Below are 16,984 nucleotides of genomic sequence, written 5' to 3' on the forward strand. Positions count from 1 at the left end.
CTTGTCCCCCGTCTCCCTGTTGTGAAGGTAGATTATATACAATAAACGCCGGGGTTCCCGATCTTCGCCACCGAGTGACGACAGGGGTGCCCAGGCGGCGGATGCAACCGTTTTTCTCGACAGATGGGATTCATCCCAGAAACGCGGTCCGCCAATGGCGGGAACTGGTCTGCGAGCGTCTCGTGCCTGCCGAGATCGAGACGCCGGACGGTCTCCCGTTCCAGGGACGGCTGGACGTGACGTGTATCGGCGCGATGCCGATCTCGCATTTCTGGCACACAACCGTGCGGACCAGAATCACGGACGCCGAAGCGCGACGCCGCGGGAACCCCGATCGATTTTTCGTGCTCCTGAAGCTGTCCAGACGGGATACAATCCAGCAGCTTGACCGGGAGGCGAAGACCAAGCCGGGCGACCTCATCTTGCTCGACTCGAGTTCATCCGTGATGGAGGCGGAGACCGGCGACTCCTTGGTCATCGATCTGCCGCACCAGCGTTTCGAGACCGTTCTGGGCCCGTCCCGACTCTACACCGCGCTCACGGCCGCAGCGGACCTCGCCTCGACGACCCTGACGGGCTCGTACCTTCAGGAACTCGTCCGGGTCAGCGATCGCCTCACTCCTGACGCGGCCGAGCGCATGGCATCGATCGGCGTCGACCTGATCGTGGCGAGCCTCGCCGAACGGATGGCGCAGGAGGCGCCGCGTTCCATCCACGGCAACGTCACGGTCCAGCGCGCCAAGGCCTATGTCGAGGCGAACCTGAGCGACCCGAACCTGGACCCGCCCCGGCTCGCCGCCGCGATGGGCGTGTCGTTGCGGCGGCTGCAGGAGCTGTTTCATGAGCGCGGCCGGCACATCTCCGACTACATCTGGGGACGCCGCCTGGAGGTGGCAGCCAAGCGCCTGACCGACCCGGCCTGCGCCGCCCTGTCGATCGGCCTGTTGGCTTATGGCTGCGGCTTCAGCAGCCAGGCGCATTTCGCGCGCCGCTTCAAGGATCGCTACGACGTGAGCCCCCGTGAATACCGACAGGCGCACAGGCCGGACGTGGAGGTATCTGCGTCCGCCTCCGGTCTGTCGTCCTGATGCGCAGCACGACCGGATCGGATCGGAAGCCACCGCCGGGCCGATCTCGACCGCTCGACAGCACACGCTGAATCCGACCTCAGGCGGACAGCGTCCGACGCAGCCTGCGCCAGCCCGCCACGATCCCGGTGACCGCGATGCCCGCCGCCAGGAGATTCAGGACCCACTGGGCCGTATCGTGCAGGGGGCGGTTGCCGGTGAGCCCCGGCAGGTCGAGCCGGTGCGCGGCGTCGAACAGCCAGCGGTTGATCCGGCCCGAGCGGTCCAGGCGCTGGAGGATCGTGCCGTCCCGGGGATCGACATGGAGCCACGTGGCGGCCGCGTCGCCGAAGCGCAGGCGCAGCACCGGAAGCGGCCGTGGGTCGGCCCCGTGGGGATACCAGTAGGCGTCGTAGGCGTATAGCGGGCGGATCGACCGGAGGGGACCGTCCGCGAAACCGTCGGCCGCGGCCGTCGCGATGCTGCGCGCGTCGAGGGCGGTCGCGCCGTCCGCTGCGACCGTCCGGAGGCCGTCCGCCGTCTCGGCGACGATCCACCAGCGTCCACCGATGGCGGCGAAGCGCAGGATGCGCGTATCCGGCACGGCGCCATCGCGGAGCCGGTGCGGATCGAGGCCGAGCGCCGGCGGGATTCCAGCATAGGCGGCGCGCAACGCTACCGGCGGGCTGGTCGCGCTGAACCAGCGGTTCGGGTTCATGGAGATCCAGCCGCTGACGATGAACGTGCTCAAGCCGAGGCCCCCCGCGAGGCCGAGCAGGTGGTGCCAGCGCGCCAGCCCGCGATAGGGCGTGACCGCCCCGGCCGCGTAGCGCCGCCGAAGGCGCAGGCGCCAGATCCCGATCGCGCCTCCACTCAGCGCGCCGAGGGCGGCGAAACCGGAGAGCCACAACAGGATCGTCCGCCACAGCTCCGGCCGGGCCCGCAGCGGCGTGAGGTAGATCCAGTGCGCCACCGAACCCACCCAGTTCCAGCCCCGCTCGAAGCGTGTCGTGTCGAGGGCGATCTCGCCGGTCACCGCAGACACGTAGAGCTCGGTCCCCGCGGCGTCGCCGAGGGCCACCTTCAGGAAGGGCCGGAGCGGGTCGTAGCGGGCCGTGACGGTCCACTGGTCGCGCGCGACCTGCTCGGCCTGCGCAGCCGGAGCACCACCGGCCGCAACACGCAGCGCGTCTGCGGGTGTCAGCGGACCGAGCCGCGCGCCGGTCCGTGCCGAGACCGTCACCCGGGTGCCGTCGTGGCCGGCGATCCGGTAGACCGGCTCGTCGCCCCGCATCTCCAGGCCGAAGGCGGCCGGCACGCCGGCGAGCCCGCCGGCCCGCAGCGCCGCGTCCGGCGCGACCGCGACCTGATCCCAGGCGATCGGGGCGAGCCGCGACAGCCGCTCGGCCTCGGTGAGCGCCGGGAACGGCACGGAGAGCATCACCAGCCCGGAGCCGATCCACAGCGCGAAGAACAGCCCCGCGGCGATCCCGGCCCAGCGGTGGAACAGGAGCAGCCAGCGCCGTCCCGCCTTGCCGAGCCGGCGCGGCAGGCTCACCACGTCACCGTGTAGGCGACCTCAACCGAGCGCGGGCGCCCGAGCAGCCAGTTGGTCCCGACCCCGTTCACGGCGTTGCCCGAGATCGCGTAGACCTTGTCGAACAGGTTGTAGACCCGCACGGACAGGCGTGAATCCGCCGTCACCTGATGGTCCAGGACCGCGTTGACGAGGTTGTAGGCGGGGCGCCGCGCCGTGTTGCCGAAGTCGCTGTAGACCTGCCCGACGTTCTGCAGTCCGACCCGCGCGGTCCAGTCGCGGGTGACGTCCCAGGTCAGCCAGAGGTTGGCCACGCGCTCGGGCACGTCGATCGGCTGGTTGCCGACGTACGAGACGGTGGCGCCGTTCACCGTCTGGTCGAACCGGTCGTACTGCGCGTGGAGGAGCGCGAGGTTGCCGTCGAGCCGCCAGCCCGGCGCGAAGCGCCAGCCGAGCGCCAGCTCGAAGCCCTGCGAGGACTGGCTCCCCACCTGCGTGGACAGCGTCGGCTGGCCGGGGATCGCCGAGATCAGGTTGTCCTTGACGATCCTGTAGCCCGCGACGGTCCATTCGAGGGCGCCGTCGAAGGCCAGCCCCTTGGCGCCGATCTCGACCTGATCGCCGGTCGCGAGCTTGAAGCCGGCCAGCGACTGCGACAGCGTGATCAGGCTGTTCACCGGGTCGGTGGCGAAGCTGTACTGGGCGTAGAGCGCGCTGTCCGGCGTCGGGTTGTAGACGAGGCCGAACCGGTAGCCGAGCGCCCGATAGGTCTTCTCGAACCGCGATCCCGTCTGCAGGTCCTCGCGGTTCAGCGTCGGCACGTCGAGGCGCACGCCGGTGAGGAACGACAGCTTGTCCGACAGGATCACCCGGTCCTCGGCGAAGACCGAGGCCTGGCTCGTCTGCGTCGCGTAGGCCGGGCGCGCCCGGCCGTTCTGCGGGAACAGGCCCGGATCGTAGCCGGTGAGCGGCACGCTCGTGGTCTGGTCGAAGTAGAAGTTGTTGGTGTGGCGGAAGTCGATGTGGTTCACGTCGAAGCCGGCCACGAACTGGTTCGGCAGCCCGAACAGGCTGCCCCGGAACGTCGCGTCGAGGCGGTCTCCGACCTGCTCCTGGCTGTGGTAGATCTCCAGGTAGTCGCCCCGGTCCACGAGCCCGGTGCCGCGGTTGTAGCTGTACTGCTCGACGTCGAGCCAGTGGCGCCGGCTGGTCAGCCGGTAGGCGGTGTTGCGGATCGTGATATCGGCCGAGGGGGACCACTCGGTCTTGAGCTGGGTCCAGTTGTCGGCCCAGGTGATCTTCGCGTCGCGGACGTTGTAGTTGTTGAACCGGATGAGATCCGGGATCCGTCCCTCGACCAGCGGGGTGCCCCAGTAGCGGGCGGGCTCCTGGTAGCCGAGATCGTGGCTCAGGGTGAAGGCGAGGTCGGCGCTCGGCCGGAACAGCAGGGCGGCGGAGACCGCGAGGTTGCGGAAATCGCCCTCCGGCCGCATCCAGCCGTCGGCGCGGTTGCCGCTGACGTTGAGGCGGTACGCGAAGGTGTCGCCGTACTCAGCCTGGCCCAGCGGGCCGCCGGAATCGAGGGCGAGCCGCGCGACCCCGTCGGTGCCGATCACCGCGCGGGCGGCGTTGATCGGCACGAAGACCGGCTTCTTGGGCACCACGTTGATGACGCCGCCGATGGCGCCGTCGCCGTAGAGCACCGAGGACGGCCCGCGCAGCACCTCGATCCGCTCGACGTTCCACGTGTCGAACGGGAAGGTCACGGTGTTGGCGCCGACGTAGAAGCGCGTGCCGTCGTAGAGCTGCTGGATCGAGTTCGGTCCGGCGAAGCCGCGGGACGTGAACGCGCCGTTGCCGTTGCCGGGCGCCGCGATGGTGGTGATGCCGGTCGCGTCCTGGGTCACGGCCTCGGCGATCGTGTCCTGGCCGCGCAGCCGCGCGGTCTCGCCCGACACGATGTCGAGGCTGGCGGGCGTCTCCAGCGGCGTCAGGCCGAGGCGGCTCGCGGTCCGGTCGGGCGTGCGCAGGTTGAGCCCGTTCGGCGGGAGGCGGCCCGGGTCGCCGCCCGCGCCCGCGACCGACAGCTCATCCAGCGTGACCGCCTCCTGTGCGGCGGCCGGACTGGCGAGGAGCGCGAGGAGAACGCCGCAGAGGGGGGCCCGCCCGCCGAGGCAGGAGCGATGGGTCGATGGAGACATGGGGAAAGTGGTCCGTGCACGGCGCGCGCCGGCCCCCGCGTCCTACAGGCATTGTAATAACATTACAATGCGCCCGCTGTCCGGTAGCCTCTGCCCGTGCGGGCGCGCGACGGCGTCCTGCGACAGGGCTCAAGGGAGTCGGGACAGCGGAAACGGGCATGGGGAACGGCGTCGCGGGCGCGCTTGCTGTGGCACGTCACCGCGAACGAGGCCTCGGCGGCCGCCTCCCCTCGGGACTGGCGGCGCCTCGACACCCGCCAGGACACCCCGCCCGGCGCGTTTCGCGTGTGACCACGGCTGACGGCAGGTCTCCTGGCTCGCGGGTCGCCGCCCTCGCACCGTCTTCCCGGGGTGACCCAGTGACGTGGTGGTGAAGGGCTCGCCACTTACAGTTGCGGGGGCAGCCGCGGCTTCGGGGCGAACCCCTCACCGCGTTCCCTTTTGATCCCCGAGGGGAACCGTCGAACACAGCTTGGCCGTAGCGGGGGCGGGCGTCAACCGTGTGTCCGGTTGTTGCCGTGGATCGGCGCGCTGTGCGCCGGTCCGTTGCGGCCTCGCCGACGACGGGCTAGCCCCTGCGGGATGACGGTCTGGCGGCCCCCTGCGGAGATTCGCGTGAAGGCACTGGGTCTGCCCCGGCGCGGCAACAGCCTGCTCGTGGCCGAGGTCCGCGCGGATGACGGGCGGCTGAAAGGCGTCCGGCCGCTCGGCGGCAGCGTCGCGTTCGGCGAGCGGGTCGAGGACGCCCTGATCCGGGAGTTCCGGGAGGAGCTCGGCGTCACCGTCTCGGTGCTCGGCGGCCCCCGCGTCGTGGAGAACATCTTCACGCACGAGGGGCAGGTCGGGCACGAGGTGCTGTTCCTGTTCCCCGTCGCCCTGCCGCCGGGGCGGTTCGACGGGCAGGAGCGCTTCGTCTTCCACGAGGATTCCGGCACCGCCTGCGTGGCGCGGTGGTGCGATCTGGACGGGCTCGACGTGCCGGGCGGTCCCGACCTCTTCCCCGCCGGCCTGAAGGACCGCCTCCGCGACGCGTGGCGCGCGGAGCCCTGACGGACCGGGTCGGCCCACCGCCTTTGCCGCTCGGCGCGGGCGATGCTACAGCCGGGCAATCCCATCGGTCCGGACGTCCGCGACGCCGCGGCCCATGCGCCCGGACGCTCCGTCCGACGCGGAGACGGGTGCCGGCGGAAGCATGACGATACGACCTCCCAGAAGCGGCGGGCCGACGGGGCGCAAGCCTCAGGCCGGCAAGTCCAGCGCCAGCAAGTTCAGGGGCGGCAAGGCCCAGGCCGACGGCCGCGCCCGCACGGGCCCGCGCACCAGCGCCCGCGACGCCGCCGAGCGCGCGGCCCGCAACCGCGGCGAGGATGCCGGCACCCGCGATCCCTGGGGCGCGCAGGCCGCTGCGGCCCCGGCGCCGGCCCGGCCGCCGAAGCCGCGCCGCGACGCCGCCGCACCGCGCGACGCCGCGGCGGGCAAGCCCGGCGGCCGGCCGCCGGCCAAGCGCTCGGCGGCCCCCTCCCCGGCCCTCGCCTCTGCCCCCGCGCCCGGTCCGACCCGGCGCGAGCAGCGCGCCGCCGCCTCCGCGACCCTCGCTTCCGGCGTGCAGACCCTGACCGTCGAGCCGGACGAGGCCGGGATGCGGATCGACCGCTTCCTCACCGCCCGCTTCCCGCTCCTGCCCTTCACCCGCGTGCAGACCATCGTCCGCAAGGGCGAGTTGCGGGTCGACGGCAAGCGCGCCAAGCCGAACGACCGGCTGGAGCCGGGCATGAGCGTGCGCGTGCCGCCGCTGCGCCTCGACCAGCCCACCGAGCGGCCGCGCAGCGCCGCCCGCGAGCAGGACGACGCCGCCTTCATCCGGTCGCTGATCCTCTACGAGGATGCCGACATGATGATCCTCAACAAGCCCTTCGGCCTCGCGGTCCAGGGCGGTTCGGGGACGGTCCGGCACGTGGACGGCCTGCTCGCCGCCCTCACGGGTCCGGACGGCCAGAAGCCGCGCCTCGTCCACCGGCTGGACAAGGACACGGCCGGGTGCCTGATCATCGCCAAGACCCGGCTCGCCGCCGCGACGCTGGCCAAGAGCTTCCGGTCCCGGGCGGCGCGGAAGATCTACTGGGCGCTCACCGCGGGCGTGCCGCGGGTCCGGCAGGGACGCGTCTCGACCTACCTCGCCAAGGAGGAGCCCACCGACGCCGACGCGCGGATGCGGGTCGCCAAGCACGGCGACGAGGGCGCGAGCCACGCGCTGACCTACTACGCGATGGTCGATCAGGCGGCCCAGAAGCTGTCCTGGCTGTCGTTCAAGCCGGTCACCGGCCGCACGCACCAGCTGCGCGCCCACGCGGCCCATATCGGCCACCCGATCGTGGGCGACCCGAAATACTTCTCCGTCGAGAACTGGGAGCTGCCGGGCGGCATCCAGAACCGCCTCCACCTGCTCGCCCGGCGGATCGTCATCCCGCACCCGCGGACCGGCAAGCCGGTCGACGTGAGCGCGCCGCTCCCGCCCCACATGGCGCAGAGCTGGAACCTCCTGGGCTTCGACGCCGCCCGCTACGACCCGATCGTCGAGGCTCCGGAGGCCTGAGCCCGCAGCCAGGGCACGATCGCGTCCGCCAGCGGGTCCGGGGCCTCGAGCGGCAGCATGTGGCCCGACCCGTCGATCACCCTCAGCGTCGCGCCCGGGATGCCGTCGCGGAGCTCCCGCGCCTCGTCGAGGCTGCGCAGGGCGTCCTGGGCCGCCGCCACGACCAGGGTCGGGCAGCCGATCGCGCCGAGGCGGTCGCCATCGGATTCGCGCGCCTGCCCGGCCTGGCGCAGGAAGACCTCTCCGCCGAGCCGGTCGCCCATCTGCCGGATCCGGCTCAGGAGGGCGCCGTCGCCGGCGCGGTCCGGGTGCACCGACTGGAGGATCGCCGACCGGCTGAGGCCCCGGTAGCCCTGCTGGCGGATATGGGCGACCGCGGCGGCCTTCCGGCGCGCCTGGGCCGGCGTGTCGGCCCGCGACGAGGTGGCGACGAGGACCAACGCCTCCACCCGGTCCGGCACGAGCTGGGCAACCGCGCGGGCGACGTAGCCGCCCATGGAGAAGCCGACGAGCCCGAAGCGCGGCGGCGCCTCCGCGACGACGCGGCGTGCCATGTCGGCGATGGCGGCGTCCCGCGCGAGGTCGCCGTGCGTGATCGGACCCACCTCGGCGAGGCGCGCGATCACGTCCGACCAGAGGTCGGCATCGGTCATGAAGCCGGGCAGCAGCACGAGGTTCATCGCCGGATCACCCTTCCCGTCCCCCCGATAACCGTCACGCCAGCGCCCGTCAGCGCCGCGGCATCTCCGGTGAAAGTCGGGTGCGGTCCGAGCGTCCCGCGCGGCGCATGCCTTGGCAACCGGCCGCGCCGCCTCATATGCTGCCCCGCGCCCCGCCGATCCGCCGCGGGGCCTGTTCCCGGCGGTTCGAGACCCTGACACATGAAGCTCGCGATGCTGGCCTGCCTCGCCGCCCTGTGCCTCACCGGGCCGATCGCGCATGCCGCGCCGGGCGAGACGACCAGGGCGGCGCCGACGGCGAACGGCACCCACCCCCCCGAGACGGCGACCCCGCATCCGGCCCCGGCGCCCGCCCCGGGCGCGGCGCCCGCGCAGGCCGCCCCGCGCACCGCCAACAGTGCCCGCGCGGAGCGCCGGCGGCGCTCCTACGCGGCCTGCAACCGCGCCTCGCATCAGCGCGGGTTGCGCGGCGGCAAGCGCCGGCGCTTCCTGATCCGGTGCCGGCTCGGCTACGAGCGGACCCGGATCCCCGGCGGCCAGCCCGCCGCGGCCGCGCCGGCCCAGCCGGGCCGGAAGCCGTGACGGGGACCCGCCTCCTTTCACCCGCGCCGTCGGGGCGGCTCGCGGCGCGACTTCCGGCGCGTCAGTCGCGATGAGGCTCGTCGTCTTCGACGTCGACGGCACCCTCGTCGACAGCCAGCACCTGATCGTGGCGGCCCAGGAGGTGGCGTTCGCGGAGAACGGCCTGCCGGCGCCCGGGCGACGGGAGGCCCTGTCGGTGGTCGGCCTGTCGCTGCCGCAAGCCTTCCGGCGCCTCGTGGGCGAGGACGGCCCGGTCGCGGAACTCTCGGAGAGCTACAAGCAGGCCTACAACCGCCTGCGGCTCGACCCCGCCCACGAGGAGCCCCTGTTCCCCGGCATGGCCGACCTGCTGACCCGGCTGCACGGGCGCTCCGACGTGCTGATCGGCCTCGCCACCGGGAAGTCGCGGCGCGGTGTCGACCGGCTGATCGCGCATTACGGCTGGGCGGACTGGTTCGCCACGACCCAGAGCGCCGACGACGCGCCGTCGAAGCCGGATCCGACCATGCTGCAGCAGGCGATCCGCGAGGCCGGCTGCGAGCCCGAGGCCACCGTGATGGTCGGCGACACCACCTTCGACATCGCCATGGGCGTGGCGGCCGGTGCGACGGCCGTCGGGGTCGCCTGGGGCTACCATCCGCCGGACGCGCTCTACGGGGCCGGGGCCGTGACTGTGGTCCCGAGTGCCGCCGCGCTGGAGGCGCTGCTTCTCGAGGGGCTCGCGACCGGCTCCTGATCGCGGGAGGCTCGCGCGCGGGGCCGGAAGCGCCTATCTCGCCTCCATGAGCGATGAGACGACAGACTGGCTCGGGCAACCGAGCGACGGTGACAGGCCCGATCCGGTCCGGGCCGCCCGCGGCCACGCCAAGCCGGCCCTGCCCCACCGCTTCTACAAGGAGGCCGGCTTCTCCGAGGATGCCGACGGGTTCCGGCTGACCCTCGACGGACGTCCGGCCAACACGCCGGCCCGCAACCCGCTGCGTCTCCCCAGCCGGACCCTGGCCGAGCGCGTCGCGGCGGAGTGGCAGGCCCAGGACACGGCGATCGACCCCGCGCGGATGCCCCTGACCCGGCTGGCCAACACGGCGATCGACGGCGTCACGCCCCGCCTCGCCGAAGTCGCTGCGGATCTCTGCGCCTACGCGGGCACCGATCTCGTGGCCTACCGCGCCGGGGATCCGGAGCGCCTCGTGGCGGCCCAGGCGGAGGCCTGGGATCCGATCCTCGCCTGGGCACGGGACGCGTTCGGTGCGCGGGTGATCCTGAGCGAGGGCGTCATGCACGTCGCGCAGCCGGCCGACACGATCCAGGCGCTCTCCGCTGCGGTGAACGCGGTGACCGACCCGTTCCGGCTGGCGGGCCTGCACACCCTGACGACGCTGACCGGCTCCCTGCTGATCGCCCTGGCGGTTCTCGAGGGCCGGCTGACACCGGCTGAGGCTTGGTCCGCGGCCCACGTGGACGAGACCTATCAGGCCGCCGTCTGGGGGCGCGACGCCGAGGCGGAGGCCCGCCTCGAGGCGCGCCGGACGGAGTTCGAGGCGGCCGCCGCGTTCGTCGCGGCCGGCGGCTGAGCCCGGGCCGCGGTCCGGCGCGGTCGCGCAGATGCAATTGCGCAACAATCCCGCATTCGCGGCGCCCGCCGCGCGTCGGCGGCTGACAAAGCGCGAACACTGTTTTAGGGTTCGACGCACATTGTGTTCGAGTCGACGATGCGTTCCGATCAGCCTGTCCGTTGCAGTTTTGAAGGCGAACTGGCCAATCTGATCGCGTCGAAACAGTCTTGCCGGGATCTCGACGGGCGCTACGCGCTGTTCGACGCCCTCTCGGACCTCGAGCGCCGAGCACAGGGCGCCGGAGCGCCCGATCTGACCTTGCGCAAGATTGCCGAGATCCGGTTCCTAGCGGGGATCCTGCGCGAGTCGGTGCGCCCGTTCCCGATCGCGCCCCTGCGGACGGTGCTGCGCGTGCGCGAACGGATCGACGCGCGCCGCGCGGTCTCCGCCGAGGCCGCGGATCTCGACGCGGTCTGACGCGGGCGCGGCTCAGGCGGGCTCGGCCAGGGCAGCCTGGATCTTAGCCTCCAGGGCCGCGGGCTTCGTCCCGGGTGCGAACCGGGCGATGACCCGGCCGTCGCGTCCGACCAGGAATTTGGTGAAGTTCCACTTGACCGCCCGCGTGCCGAACAGCCCTGTGCGGGCCCGGGTGAGATGGGCGTAGAGCGGATCGGCGCCCGACCCGTTCACCGCGACCTTGGCGAGCACCGGGAAGCTCACGTCGTAGCGCAGCGCGCAGAAACTCGCGATCTCGGCGGCGTCGCCCGGCTCCTGCGCGCCGAACTGGTTGCAGGGGAATCCCAGGATCGTCAGGCCCGCATCCCGGTGCCGGCGCCAGAGCGCCTCGAGCCCCTCGTATTGCGGGGTGAAGCCGCAGCGGGAGGCCGTGTTCACGATGAGCAGCACCTGACCGCGATGCTGCGCGAGCGGGTACGGCGTTCCGTCGGCCGCGGAGACGCTGAAATCGTGAACGGTCGTCATGCCCGATCACTCGGGCAAACCGGCCGGATCCGCAAGGCTCGCGCGTCGCGACATGGCGTCGGCGCCGCGACGCGGTCCCGCGATCCCGACCGCGACTCTAACCCCGTATATGGCCGAGCCGGCGGGCGTGGCGTAACGAGTCCGTCACTCGCGGCGACGAGACTCGGCACGGCCGCGAGTGAGGGGTACCCGCATCCCCCGCCTGGACCCGACCGGGACGTGTGGATGCCGCGCTATCACTTCAACGTCCACGATGGATCCTCGATCCTGGACGGCGCGGGAACGGAGCTGCCGGACTGGCAATCCGCCCGGCTCGAAGCCGTCCGGCGCGCCGGCGACATCCTGAAGCAGGACGCCCAGCGCATCGCCCTCGGCGAGGATTGGCGGATCGAGGTGACGGACCAGACGGGGCTGATCCTGTTCCAGATGACGTTCCTGGTGGTCGAATCCCCGGTCATGCGGCGGCATTCCGGCACCGAGCGCTGAGCCGGCCCCGGGTCCGGCCGGTCGCCCGGTTCAGGCCGGCACTTTCCGGACGTCGAAGCTCGGGCCCTGGGGCGTCATCCGGTCGGTGGTGACGATGCGCTCGTCGGCACCGACGATCCCGAGGCTGACGTCGCGGTCCGGCAGGATGACGGTGGTGCTCTTGTTGACGTGGACCAGCACGTGCCGGCGCAGGGGCACCGAGGCCACGGCCCAGCGCCTGAGCTGCCCGTAATAGGGCTCGCGCCGCCAAGCGTTCGCCTGTCCGGGATCGACCTGCACGTTCATGTTGCGGGTGAGCGGATCGAGGCTCAGCACCATCTTGGCGCGGTCCGGCTTCCATTCCGGGCCGAGCCATCCCTCCGTCATCCAGAGGCAGTGGAAGGCCCGGCAATGGTCCGGGCGGGTGGCGTGGATGGCGCAGCCCTGGCCGGCCTTCGTATGTCGGCACCACTGGCCCGCGACGCTCTCGACCGCGGGCACGTCGTAGACCTTGCAGCACAGCGTGCAGGCGCCGCAGGCGCGGCCGGGAGCGGGTTGGGCGACGTAGGCTTCCGGGTTGAGCATCGGTCGGGCGCGGCGAGGGGCGGTGCTGGAGTAGCGCTGGCGGCATGCGTCCGGCAACGGCCGGACGCGGATCCTCCGGGCTACCTGACGGGGCATCGGGTCGGTAGTGTGGCGGCGGTCACCCGCGCACGAGGACCTTGCGAACCATGCTCTCGAACCTCGCGACCCGCGACGTCGAAACCCTCCTCCATCCCTACACCAACCTGTCGACGCACCGACAGACCGGCCCGCTGGTGCTGGAACGGGGCGAGGGCGTGCATGTCTACGACACCGAGGGACGCTCCTACATCGAGGGCATGTCCGGCCTGTGGTGCACGGCGCTGGGCTACTCCAACGCGGAGCTCGTGGAGGCGGCCCGGGCGCAGATGGCGCGCATGCCCTTCACGCACCTGTTCTCCGGCCGCAGCCACGATCCGGGCATCGAGCTCGCCGAGACGCTGAAGGAGCTGATGCCGGTCCCGACCTCGAAGATCTTCTTCACCTCCTCGGGGTCGGAGGCCAACGACACGCAGGTCAAGCTGACCTGGTACTACAACAACGCCCTGGGGCGGCCGCAGAAGAAGAAGATCATCGCCCGCCAGAAGGGCTACCACGGCGTCACGGTCGCGAGCGCCTCGATGACCGGGCTCGCCGCGAACCACGCCGACTGGGACCTGCCGCTGCCGGGCTTCCTGCACGTCTCGCCCGCGCACCACTACCGGGGCGCCGAGCCGGGCGAGACCGAGGAGGCCTACTCGGCGCGCCTCGCCGCCGAGCTGGAGGAGACGATCCTGCGCGAGGGGCCGGAGACGGTCGCGGCCTTCATCGCCGAGCCGGTGATGGGCGCGGGCGGCGCGATCGTGCCGCCGCGGGGGTACTTCGCGGCGATCCAGGCGGTGCTGGCCAAGTACGACGTCCGCTTCATCGCCGACGAGGTGATCTGCGGCTTCGGCCGGCTCGGCACGTGGTTCGGCAGCGAGGCGCTGGGGGCCCGGCCCGATTCGATCTCCTTCGCCAAGGCCCTGACCTCGGCCTACATGCCGCTCGGCGGCGTGAGCATCGACGAACCGCTCTACGAGGCGCTGATCGGCCAGAGCGAGAAGATCGGCACCTTCGGCCACGGCACCACCTATTCCGGGCACCCGGTGGCCGCCGCGGTGGCCCTGAAGGCGATCGAGATCTACCGCCGCGACCGGGTGATCGAGGGCGCGGCCGAGAAGGCGCCGCAGTTCCAGCGCCGTCTGTCGGCGCTCGCCGGGCACGACATCGTGGGCGAGGCCGGCGGCCTCGGGCTGATCGGCGGCCTGGAGATCGTCGCCGACAAGGCCAGCAAGCGGCAGTACGACCCGAAGAAGGGCGTGGCCGCCCGCTGCGTCGCCTTCGCGCAGGGCGAGGGGCTGATCGTGCGGGCGCTCGCCGGGGACCGCGTCGCCGTCTGCCCGCCGCTGATCATCGCGCCGGACGAGATCGACGCCCTGTTCGACCGGCTCGGACGGGCCCTGGACCGGACCCGCGACTGGATCCGCGCCGAGGGGCTGGAGGCGATGCCGGGCTGAGGACCGCCCCGCGCGCGTCGCGGCGCGGGCGCGGACCCCGGCCGCGGCGGTCGCCTGCCGCCGTCACACCGCGTCGCGCGGCGCGTCCGGCAGCGCGGCCGCCTGGAGCCCCGCCGCGGTCAGCGGCGTGATGCGGAGCGTGGTGATCCGGTTCTTGGCCTTCCGCAGCACCTGGAAGCGGAAGCCGTGGAAGTTGAAGGCGGTGCCCTGGTCCGGGATGGTCCGCGCCTCGTGGATGACGAGGCCGGCGATGGTGGTCGCCTCCTCGTCGGGCAGGTCCCAGTCCATGGCCCGGTTCAGGTCGCGGATCGGCACGCCGCCGTCCACGTTCACCGACCCGTCCCCCTGCGGGCGCACGCCCGAGACGGTGACGTCGTGCTCGTCGGCGATGTCGCCGACGATCTCCTCCAGGATGTCCTCCAGGGTCACGAGCCCCATCACCTCGCCGTACTCGTCGACCACGAGGGCGAAGTGGGTCTTCTTGGTCAGGAAGGCCTTGAGCTGGGCGCGCAGCGACGTCGTGCCCGGCACGAACCACGTCTCCAGGGCCAGCGCCTCGACCTTGAGGCCGGAGGCGTCGCCGCCCGCGGCGTCGAGCGCCCGCAGCAGGTCCTTGGCGTGGAGGACGCCGACGATGTTCTCGGGCGTGCCGCGCCACAGCGGCATGCGGGTGTAGGGCGAGGCCAGCACCGCCCGGACGATGTCCTCGGAGGGCTGGTCGGCGTCGATCGCCCGCATCTTCGTGCGGTGGACCATCACGTCGGAGACCGACAGGTCCGACAGGTCGAGGAGGCCGCCCAGCATGTCGCGCTCGGCCTTGGCGACGCCGCCCTCCCGGTGCATCAGCGCCACCTGCCCGCGCAGCTCCTCGGCGGCGGTGAGGATCGACTGGTGCTCGCCGATGGTGACGCCGAACGGTTTCAGCATCACCCGCACGACGTGCTCGATGGCGATGGCCAGCGGGCCCATCAGCGCCACCGCGAAGGCCACCGGGCGGGCGGTGAGCAGGGCGGCCTTGTCGGGTTTGGAGATCGCCAGCGTCTTCGGCAGCACCTCGGCGAAGACGATGACAAGCACCGACATGCCGACCGTCGCGTAGATTACGCCGCTCTTGCCGAACAGCGCCGTGAGCACGCTGGTGGTGAAGGCCGAGGCGCCGATCGCCACGATGTTGTAGCCGATCAGCATCGCGCCGATGAAGCGCTCGCGGATCGCCAGGATGCGGTTGACGATCGCGGCGCGCGGGTCGCCCGCCTGCTCCAAGGCGTGCATTCGGGCCCGCGAGGCGGCGGTGAAGGCCGTCTCCGCGCCCGCGAAGAAGGCCGAGAGCAGCAGCGAGATCGCCACGATGCTCGCGGCGAACCACAGGTCGATATGGGTTTCCATCGGGTCCGTCAGGCACGCCTCGCGCGGCTTGTCGGCCGCCCATATAGCGCCTCCTGCGACTTATTGCGCGCCGATCGGGCGCACCGTCCACGTTCCCCAGTAGACGGGCCGCCCGTACAGGCTCGACGCGTCGCGCCCGGAGGCGGTCGGGGCGAGCCGGTCGAGCCAGGTCAGGAAGCCCGCTTTGTTCGGGTAGATCGCCGGCGTGTCGAGGTTGCCCTCCGCGTCGGTCATCCAGAAATGCGCGCTCCGGTCGTACCGGCCGCTGCCGTCGCCCCCCGAGCGCAGCCCGAGATAGGCGGCGGAGCGGCCCGCCTCCACCGGATCGGCGTAGAGTTTGAGGGCGCCGATCCCGTCGAGGTTCAGGTCGGCCGTGTATTGCAGGCAGATATCCGCCACCGGGCCGCCCGGGGCGTTGGCGGGCCGCTGGCACGTGTAGGAGACCGCCCAGCGCTGCATGCCCTTGGCGCGGGCCACCCGCACGAGGGTTCCGGGCGGCAGCGGCCCGGCAAGCTTGCGCGCCGTCGACCAGACCTTCGGCCCCGACAGGTTCTGGGCGGTGCGCAGGAACAGCCCGGTGCGGCGCTTCTCAGGGGCGAGGCCGCAATCCTCGGGCAGCACGTCGGTGTAGACGTAGTGATAGGTGCGGTCGACGACGCTGATCGAGCCGGCGAGCCCGTGGGTCTCGAAGGCCGGCGCCGTGCAGGCCGACGTGACCGGCTTGCCCGCCTCGTCGACCACCGCGGCGGGGACGGGCGGGTCGGCGCGCCGGCCGCGGCCGGCGCCCGCTTCGAACGGCGTCCAGGCCAGCCCGTAGCCGTCGGCGGTGCGGGTCCGGATCTCGAAGGTCTGGAAGTCGAGGGTGCGCGCCTCGATCTGGACGCGGCGCCGGACGTCGGCCGGGCCCGTCGCCGGCGCGTCCGGCTCCGCCCGCCGGCGCCGACGCCGGCCGCGGCGCTCGGGCTCGGCCGCGTCGCCGCCGGCGACGCCCACGCGCTCCTGCCCGAGCAGGAAGACGTAGCTGTAGGCCTCGCCGGCCCAGGTCCGGCCCGTCACGGCGATGGGGTCGCGCGGGCCGATGCCCTCCGCGGACGGCGTCGGCTCGGACCAGCCGCGCGTCCGCGCGCGCTCCTCCGGCAGGTCGACCCAGAACCGGTCGGCCGAGGGCGGCAGCGTCGTGACCAGGGCCTCGAAGGTGCGGCCGGTGCGCAGGGCGCCGCCGTCGCGGCTGTCGGTGGCGCGCCGCTCCGGGCACGGCTCGTCCCGGCGGGACGCTACCGGTGTCTGGCCCTGGAACACGGCCTGGAGCGGGCCGGGCGCCTCGGAGCGGGCGAGCCGCAGGATCTGCACGCCGCGCACGAAGGCGCAGGGCGCCGGCGCGATCAGGACGCCCTCGGCCTCCGAGCCCTCGCGGCAGATCTCGAGCGCGCCGCCGCCGGTCAGGAAGCAGCTCGGCGCGCTGCCCTCGTAGCCCGCGGACCGGGCCTCGGCGGACCGCGTCCCGATCAGCGCCGATCCGGCCAGGGCCGACAGGCCCGCCAGGGCGACGAGGCGCCAGCGGCGCCCGCCCGGGCCGCGGGAGGCGCCGTCGCGTGCACAGGGAATGACGGTATCGGCAGGCGATGTCCGGGCAGTCTTTGTAGAAACCACGTCTATCGCCAATGTCGATCCAGATGTCGGAACAGTCTCGAAGCCTCTATCTCACGGTCGCGGAGCCGGAAAGTGGCGCGGACCACGCAACCCGCCTTCGATGGGGATGGGGCGAACCCGGCGCCCGCTCGCCCGTTGTCGCGGCTTGAGGGCCCCGCTTGCCCGA

General features: G+C 72.5%; 16 protein-coding genes and 1 riboswitch. Of the genes, 9 read left to right on the top strand and 7 right to left on the bottom strand.

The features are described from left to right. The first annotated feature begins 101 nt into the window (after positions 1 to 101). Positions 102 to 1,088 carry a helix-turn-helix domain-containing protein gene (locus C4T42_RS15975; protein WP_181049176.1) on the top strand — a complete coding sequence of 329 codons (987 nt, stop codon included), beginning with the start codon at positions 102 to 104 and terminating at the stop codon, positions 1,086 to 1,088. A 79-nt stretch (positions 1,089 to 1,167) separates the two neighbouring features. Here C4T42_RS15975 and C4T42_RS15980 read toward each other — a convergent pair whose 3' ends face one another. Then, entirely contained in the window at positions 1,168 to 2,625 is a 1,458-nt protein-coding gene (locus C4T42_RS15980; protein WP_042674528.1) for a peptidase, read from the bottom strand. Then, positions 2,622 to 4,805 carry a TonB-dependent siderophore receptor gene (locus tag C4T42_RS15985; RefSeq protein WP_020093665.1) on the bottom strand — a complete coding sequence of 728 codons (2,184 nt, stop codon included), beginning with the start codon at positions 4,803 to 4,805 and terminating at the stop codon, positions 2,622 to 2,624. The genes C4T42_RS15980 and C4T42_RS15985 overlap by 4 nt, the downstream gene beginning before the upstream one ends. 284 nt (positions 4,806 to 5,089) lie before the next feature. Next, positions 5,090 to 5,283: riboswitch (cobalamin riboswitch) on the bottom strand. Positions 5,284 to 5,387: 104 nt separating this feature from the next. On the opposite strand from C4T42_RS15985, the gene C4T42_RS15990 reads away from it, so the two are divergent. Further along, positions 5,388 to 5,855, top strand: coding sequence for an NUDIX domain-containing protein (locus C4T42_RS15990; RefSeq protein ID WP_043712699.1), 468 nt, complete (start codon positions 5,388 to 5,390; stop codon positions 5,853 to 5,855). A gap of 142 nt (positions 5,856 to 5,997) precedes the next feature. Beyond that, positions 5,998 to 7,398, top strand: a complete 1,401-nt coding sequence (locus tag C4T42_RS15995) for an RluA family pseudouridine synthase (protein ID WP_020093663.1) — start codon at positions 5,998 to 6,000, stop codon at positions 7,396 to 7,398. On the opposite strand, the gene C4T42_RS16000 is transcribed toward C4T42_RS15995, so the two are convergent. Continuing rightward, on the bottom strand, positions 7,365 to 8,078 hold the full coding sequence (locus tag C4T42_RS16000) for an alpha/beta fold hydrolase (RefSeq protein ID WP_020093662.1): 714 nt from the start codon (positions 8,076 to 8,078) through the stop codon (positions 7,365 to 7,367). The genes C4T42_RS15995 and C4T42_RS16000 overlap by 34 nt on opposite strands. A 201-nt stretch (positions 8,079 to 8,279) precedes the next feature. Between C4T42_RS16000 and C4T42_RS16005 the strand changes: the two genes are divergently transcribed. The 4 genes from C4T42_RS16005 to C4T42_RS16020 all read left to right on the top strand — a co-directional run bounded on the left by C4T42_RS16005 (position 8,280) and on the right by C4T42_RS16020 (position 10,693). Then, positions 8,280 to 8,660, top strand: a complete 381-nt coding sequence (locus tag C4T42_RS16005; RefSeq protein WP_020093661.1) for a hypothetical protein — start codon at positions 8,280 to 8,282, stop codon at positions 8,658 to 8,660. Between the two features lie 70 nt (positions 8,661 to 8,730). Then, positions 8,731 to 9,396, top strand: a complete 666-nt coding sequence (locus tag C4T42_RS16010) for an HAD-IA family hydrolase (protein ID WP_020093660.1) — start codon at positions 8,731 to 8,733, stop codon at positions 9,394 to 9,396. Between the two features lie 46 nt (positions 9,397 to 9,442). Continuing rightward, positions 9,443 to 10,234, top strand: a complete 792-nt coding sequence (locus tag C4T42_RS16015; protein WP_091979455.1) for an ATP12 family protein — start codon at positions 9,443 to 9,445, stop codon at positions 10,232 to 10,234. Positions 10,235 to 10,357: 123 nt separating this feature from the next. Beyond that, positions 10,358 to 10,693, top strand: a complete 336-nt coding sequence (locus C4T42_RS16020) for a hypothetical protein (protein ID WP_103985412.1) — start codon at positions 10,358 to 10,360, stop codon at positions 10,691 to 10,693. Between the two features lie 12 nt (positions 10,694 to 10,705). Here the strand turns inward: C4T42_RS16020 and C4T42_RS16025 are convergent, their stop codons facing one another. Beyond that, complete coding sequence (locus C4T42_RS16025; protein ID WP_091681331.1) at positions 10,706 to 11,197, bottom strand: glutathione peroxidase; 492 nt, start codon at positions 11,195 to 11,197, stop codon at positions 10,706 to 10,708. Between the two features lie 225 nt (positions 11,198 to 11,422). Between C4T42_RS16025 and C4T42_RS16030 the strand changes: the two genes are divergently transcribed. Continuing rightward, positions 11,423 to 11,683: a hypothetical protein gene (locus tag C4T42_RS16030; RefSeq protein WP_103985452.1), complete on the top strand. Its 261-nt coding sequence runs from the start codon at positions 11,423 to 11,425 to the stop codon at positions 11,681 to 11,683. Positions 11,684 to 11,713: 30 nt separating this feature from the next. Here C4T42_RS16030 and C4T42_RS16035 read toward each other — a convergent pair whose 3' ends face one another. Next, a complete protein-coding gene (locus C4T42_RS16035) occupies positions 11,714 to 12,247 on the bottom strand; it encodes a hypothetical protein (RefSeq protein WP_042671766.1) in 534 nt (177 codons plus the stop codon). Positions 12,248 to 12,393: 146 nt separating this feature from the next. On the opposite strand from C4T42_RS16035, the gene C4T42_RS16040 reads away from it, so the two are divergent. Beyond that, positions 12,394 to 13,782, top strand: coding sequence for an aminotransferase (locus C4T42_RS16040; RefSeq protein WP_091979452.1), 1,389 nt, complete (start codon positions 12,394 to 12,396; stop codon positions 13,780 to 13,782). A 63-nt stretch (positions 13,783 to 13,845) separates the two neighbouring features. Here the strand turns inward: C4T42_RS16040 and C4T42_RS16045 are convergent, their stop codons facing one another. Together C4T42_RS16045 and C4T42_RS16050 are read right to left on the bottom strand one after the other, a co-directional pair. Continuing rightward, positions 13,846 to 15,168, bottom strand: a complete 1,323-nt coding sequence (locus C4T42_RS16045) for an HlyC/CorC family transporter (RefSeq protein ID WP_091681339.1) — start codon at positions 15,166 to 15,168, stop codon at positions 13,846 to 13,848. Between the two features lie 60 nt (positions 15,169 to 15,228). After that, positions 15,229 to 16,818, bottom strand: a complete 1,590-nt coding sequence (locus tag C4T42_RS16050) for a hypothetical protein (protein WP_103985413.1) — start codon at positions 16,816 to 16,818, stop codon at positions 15,229 to 15,231. Positions 16,819 to 16,984 lie beyond the last annotated feature (166 nt).

The sequence above is a fragment of the Methylobacterium sp. 190mf genome, from assembly GCF_900107945.1.
Lineage (GTDB): Bacteria > Pseudomonadota > Alphaproteobacteria > Rhizobiales > Beijerinckiaceae > Methylobacterium.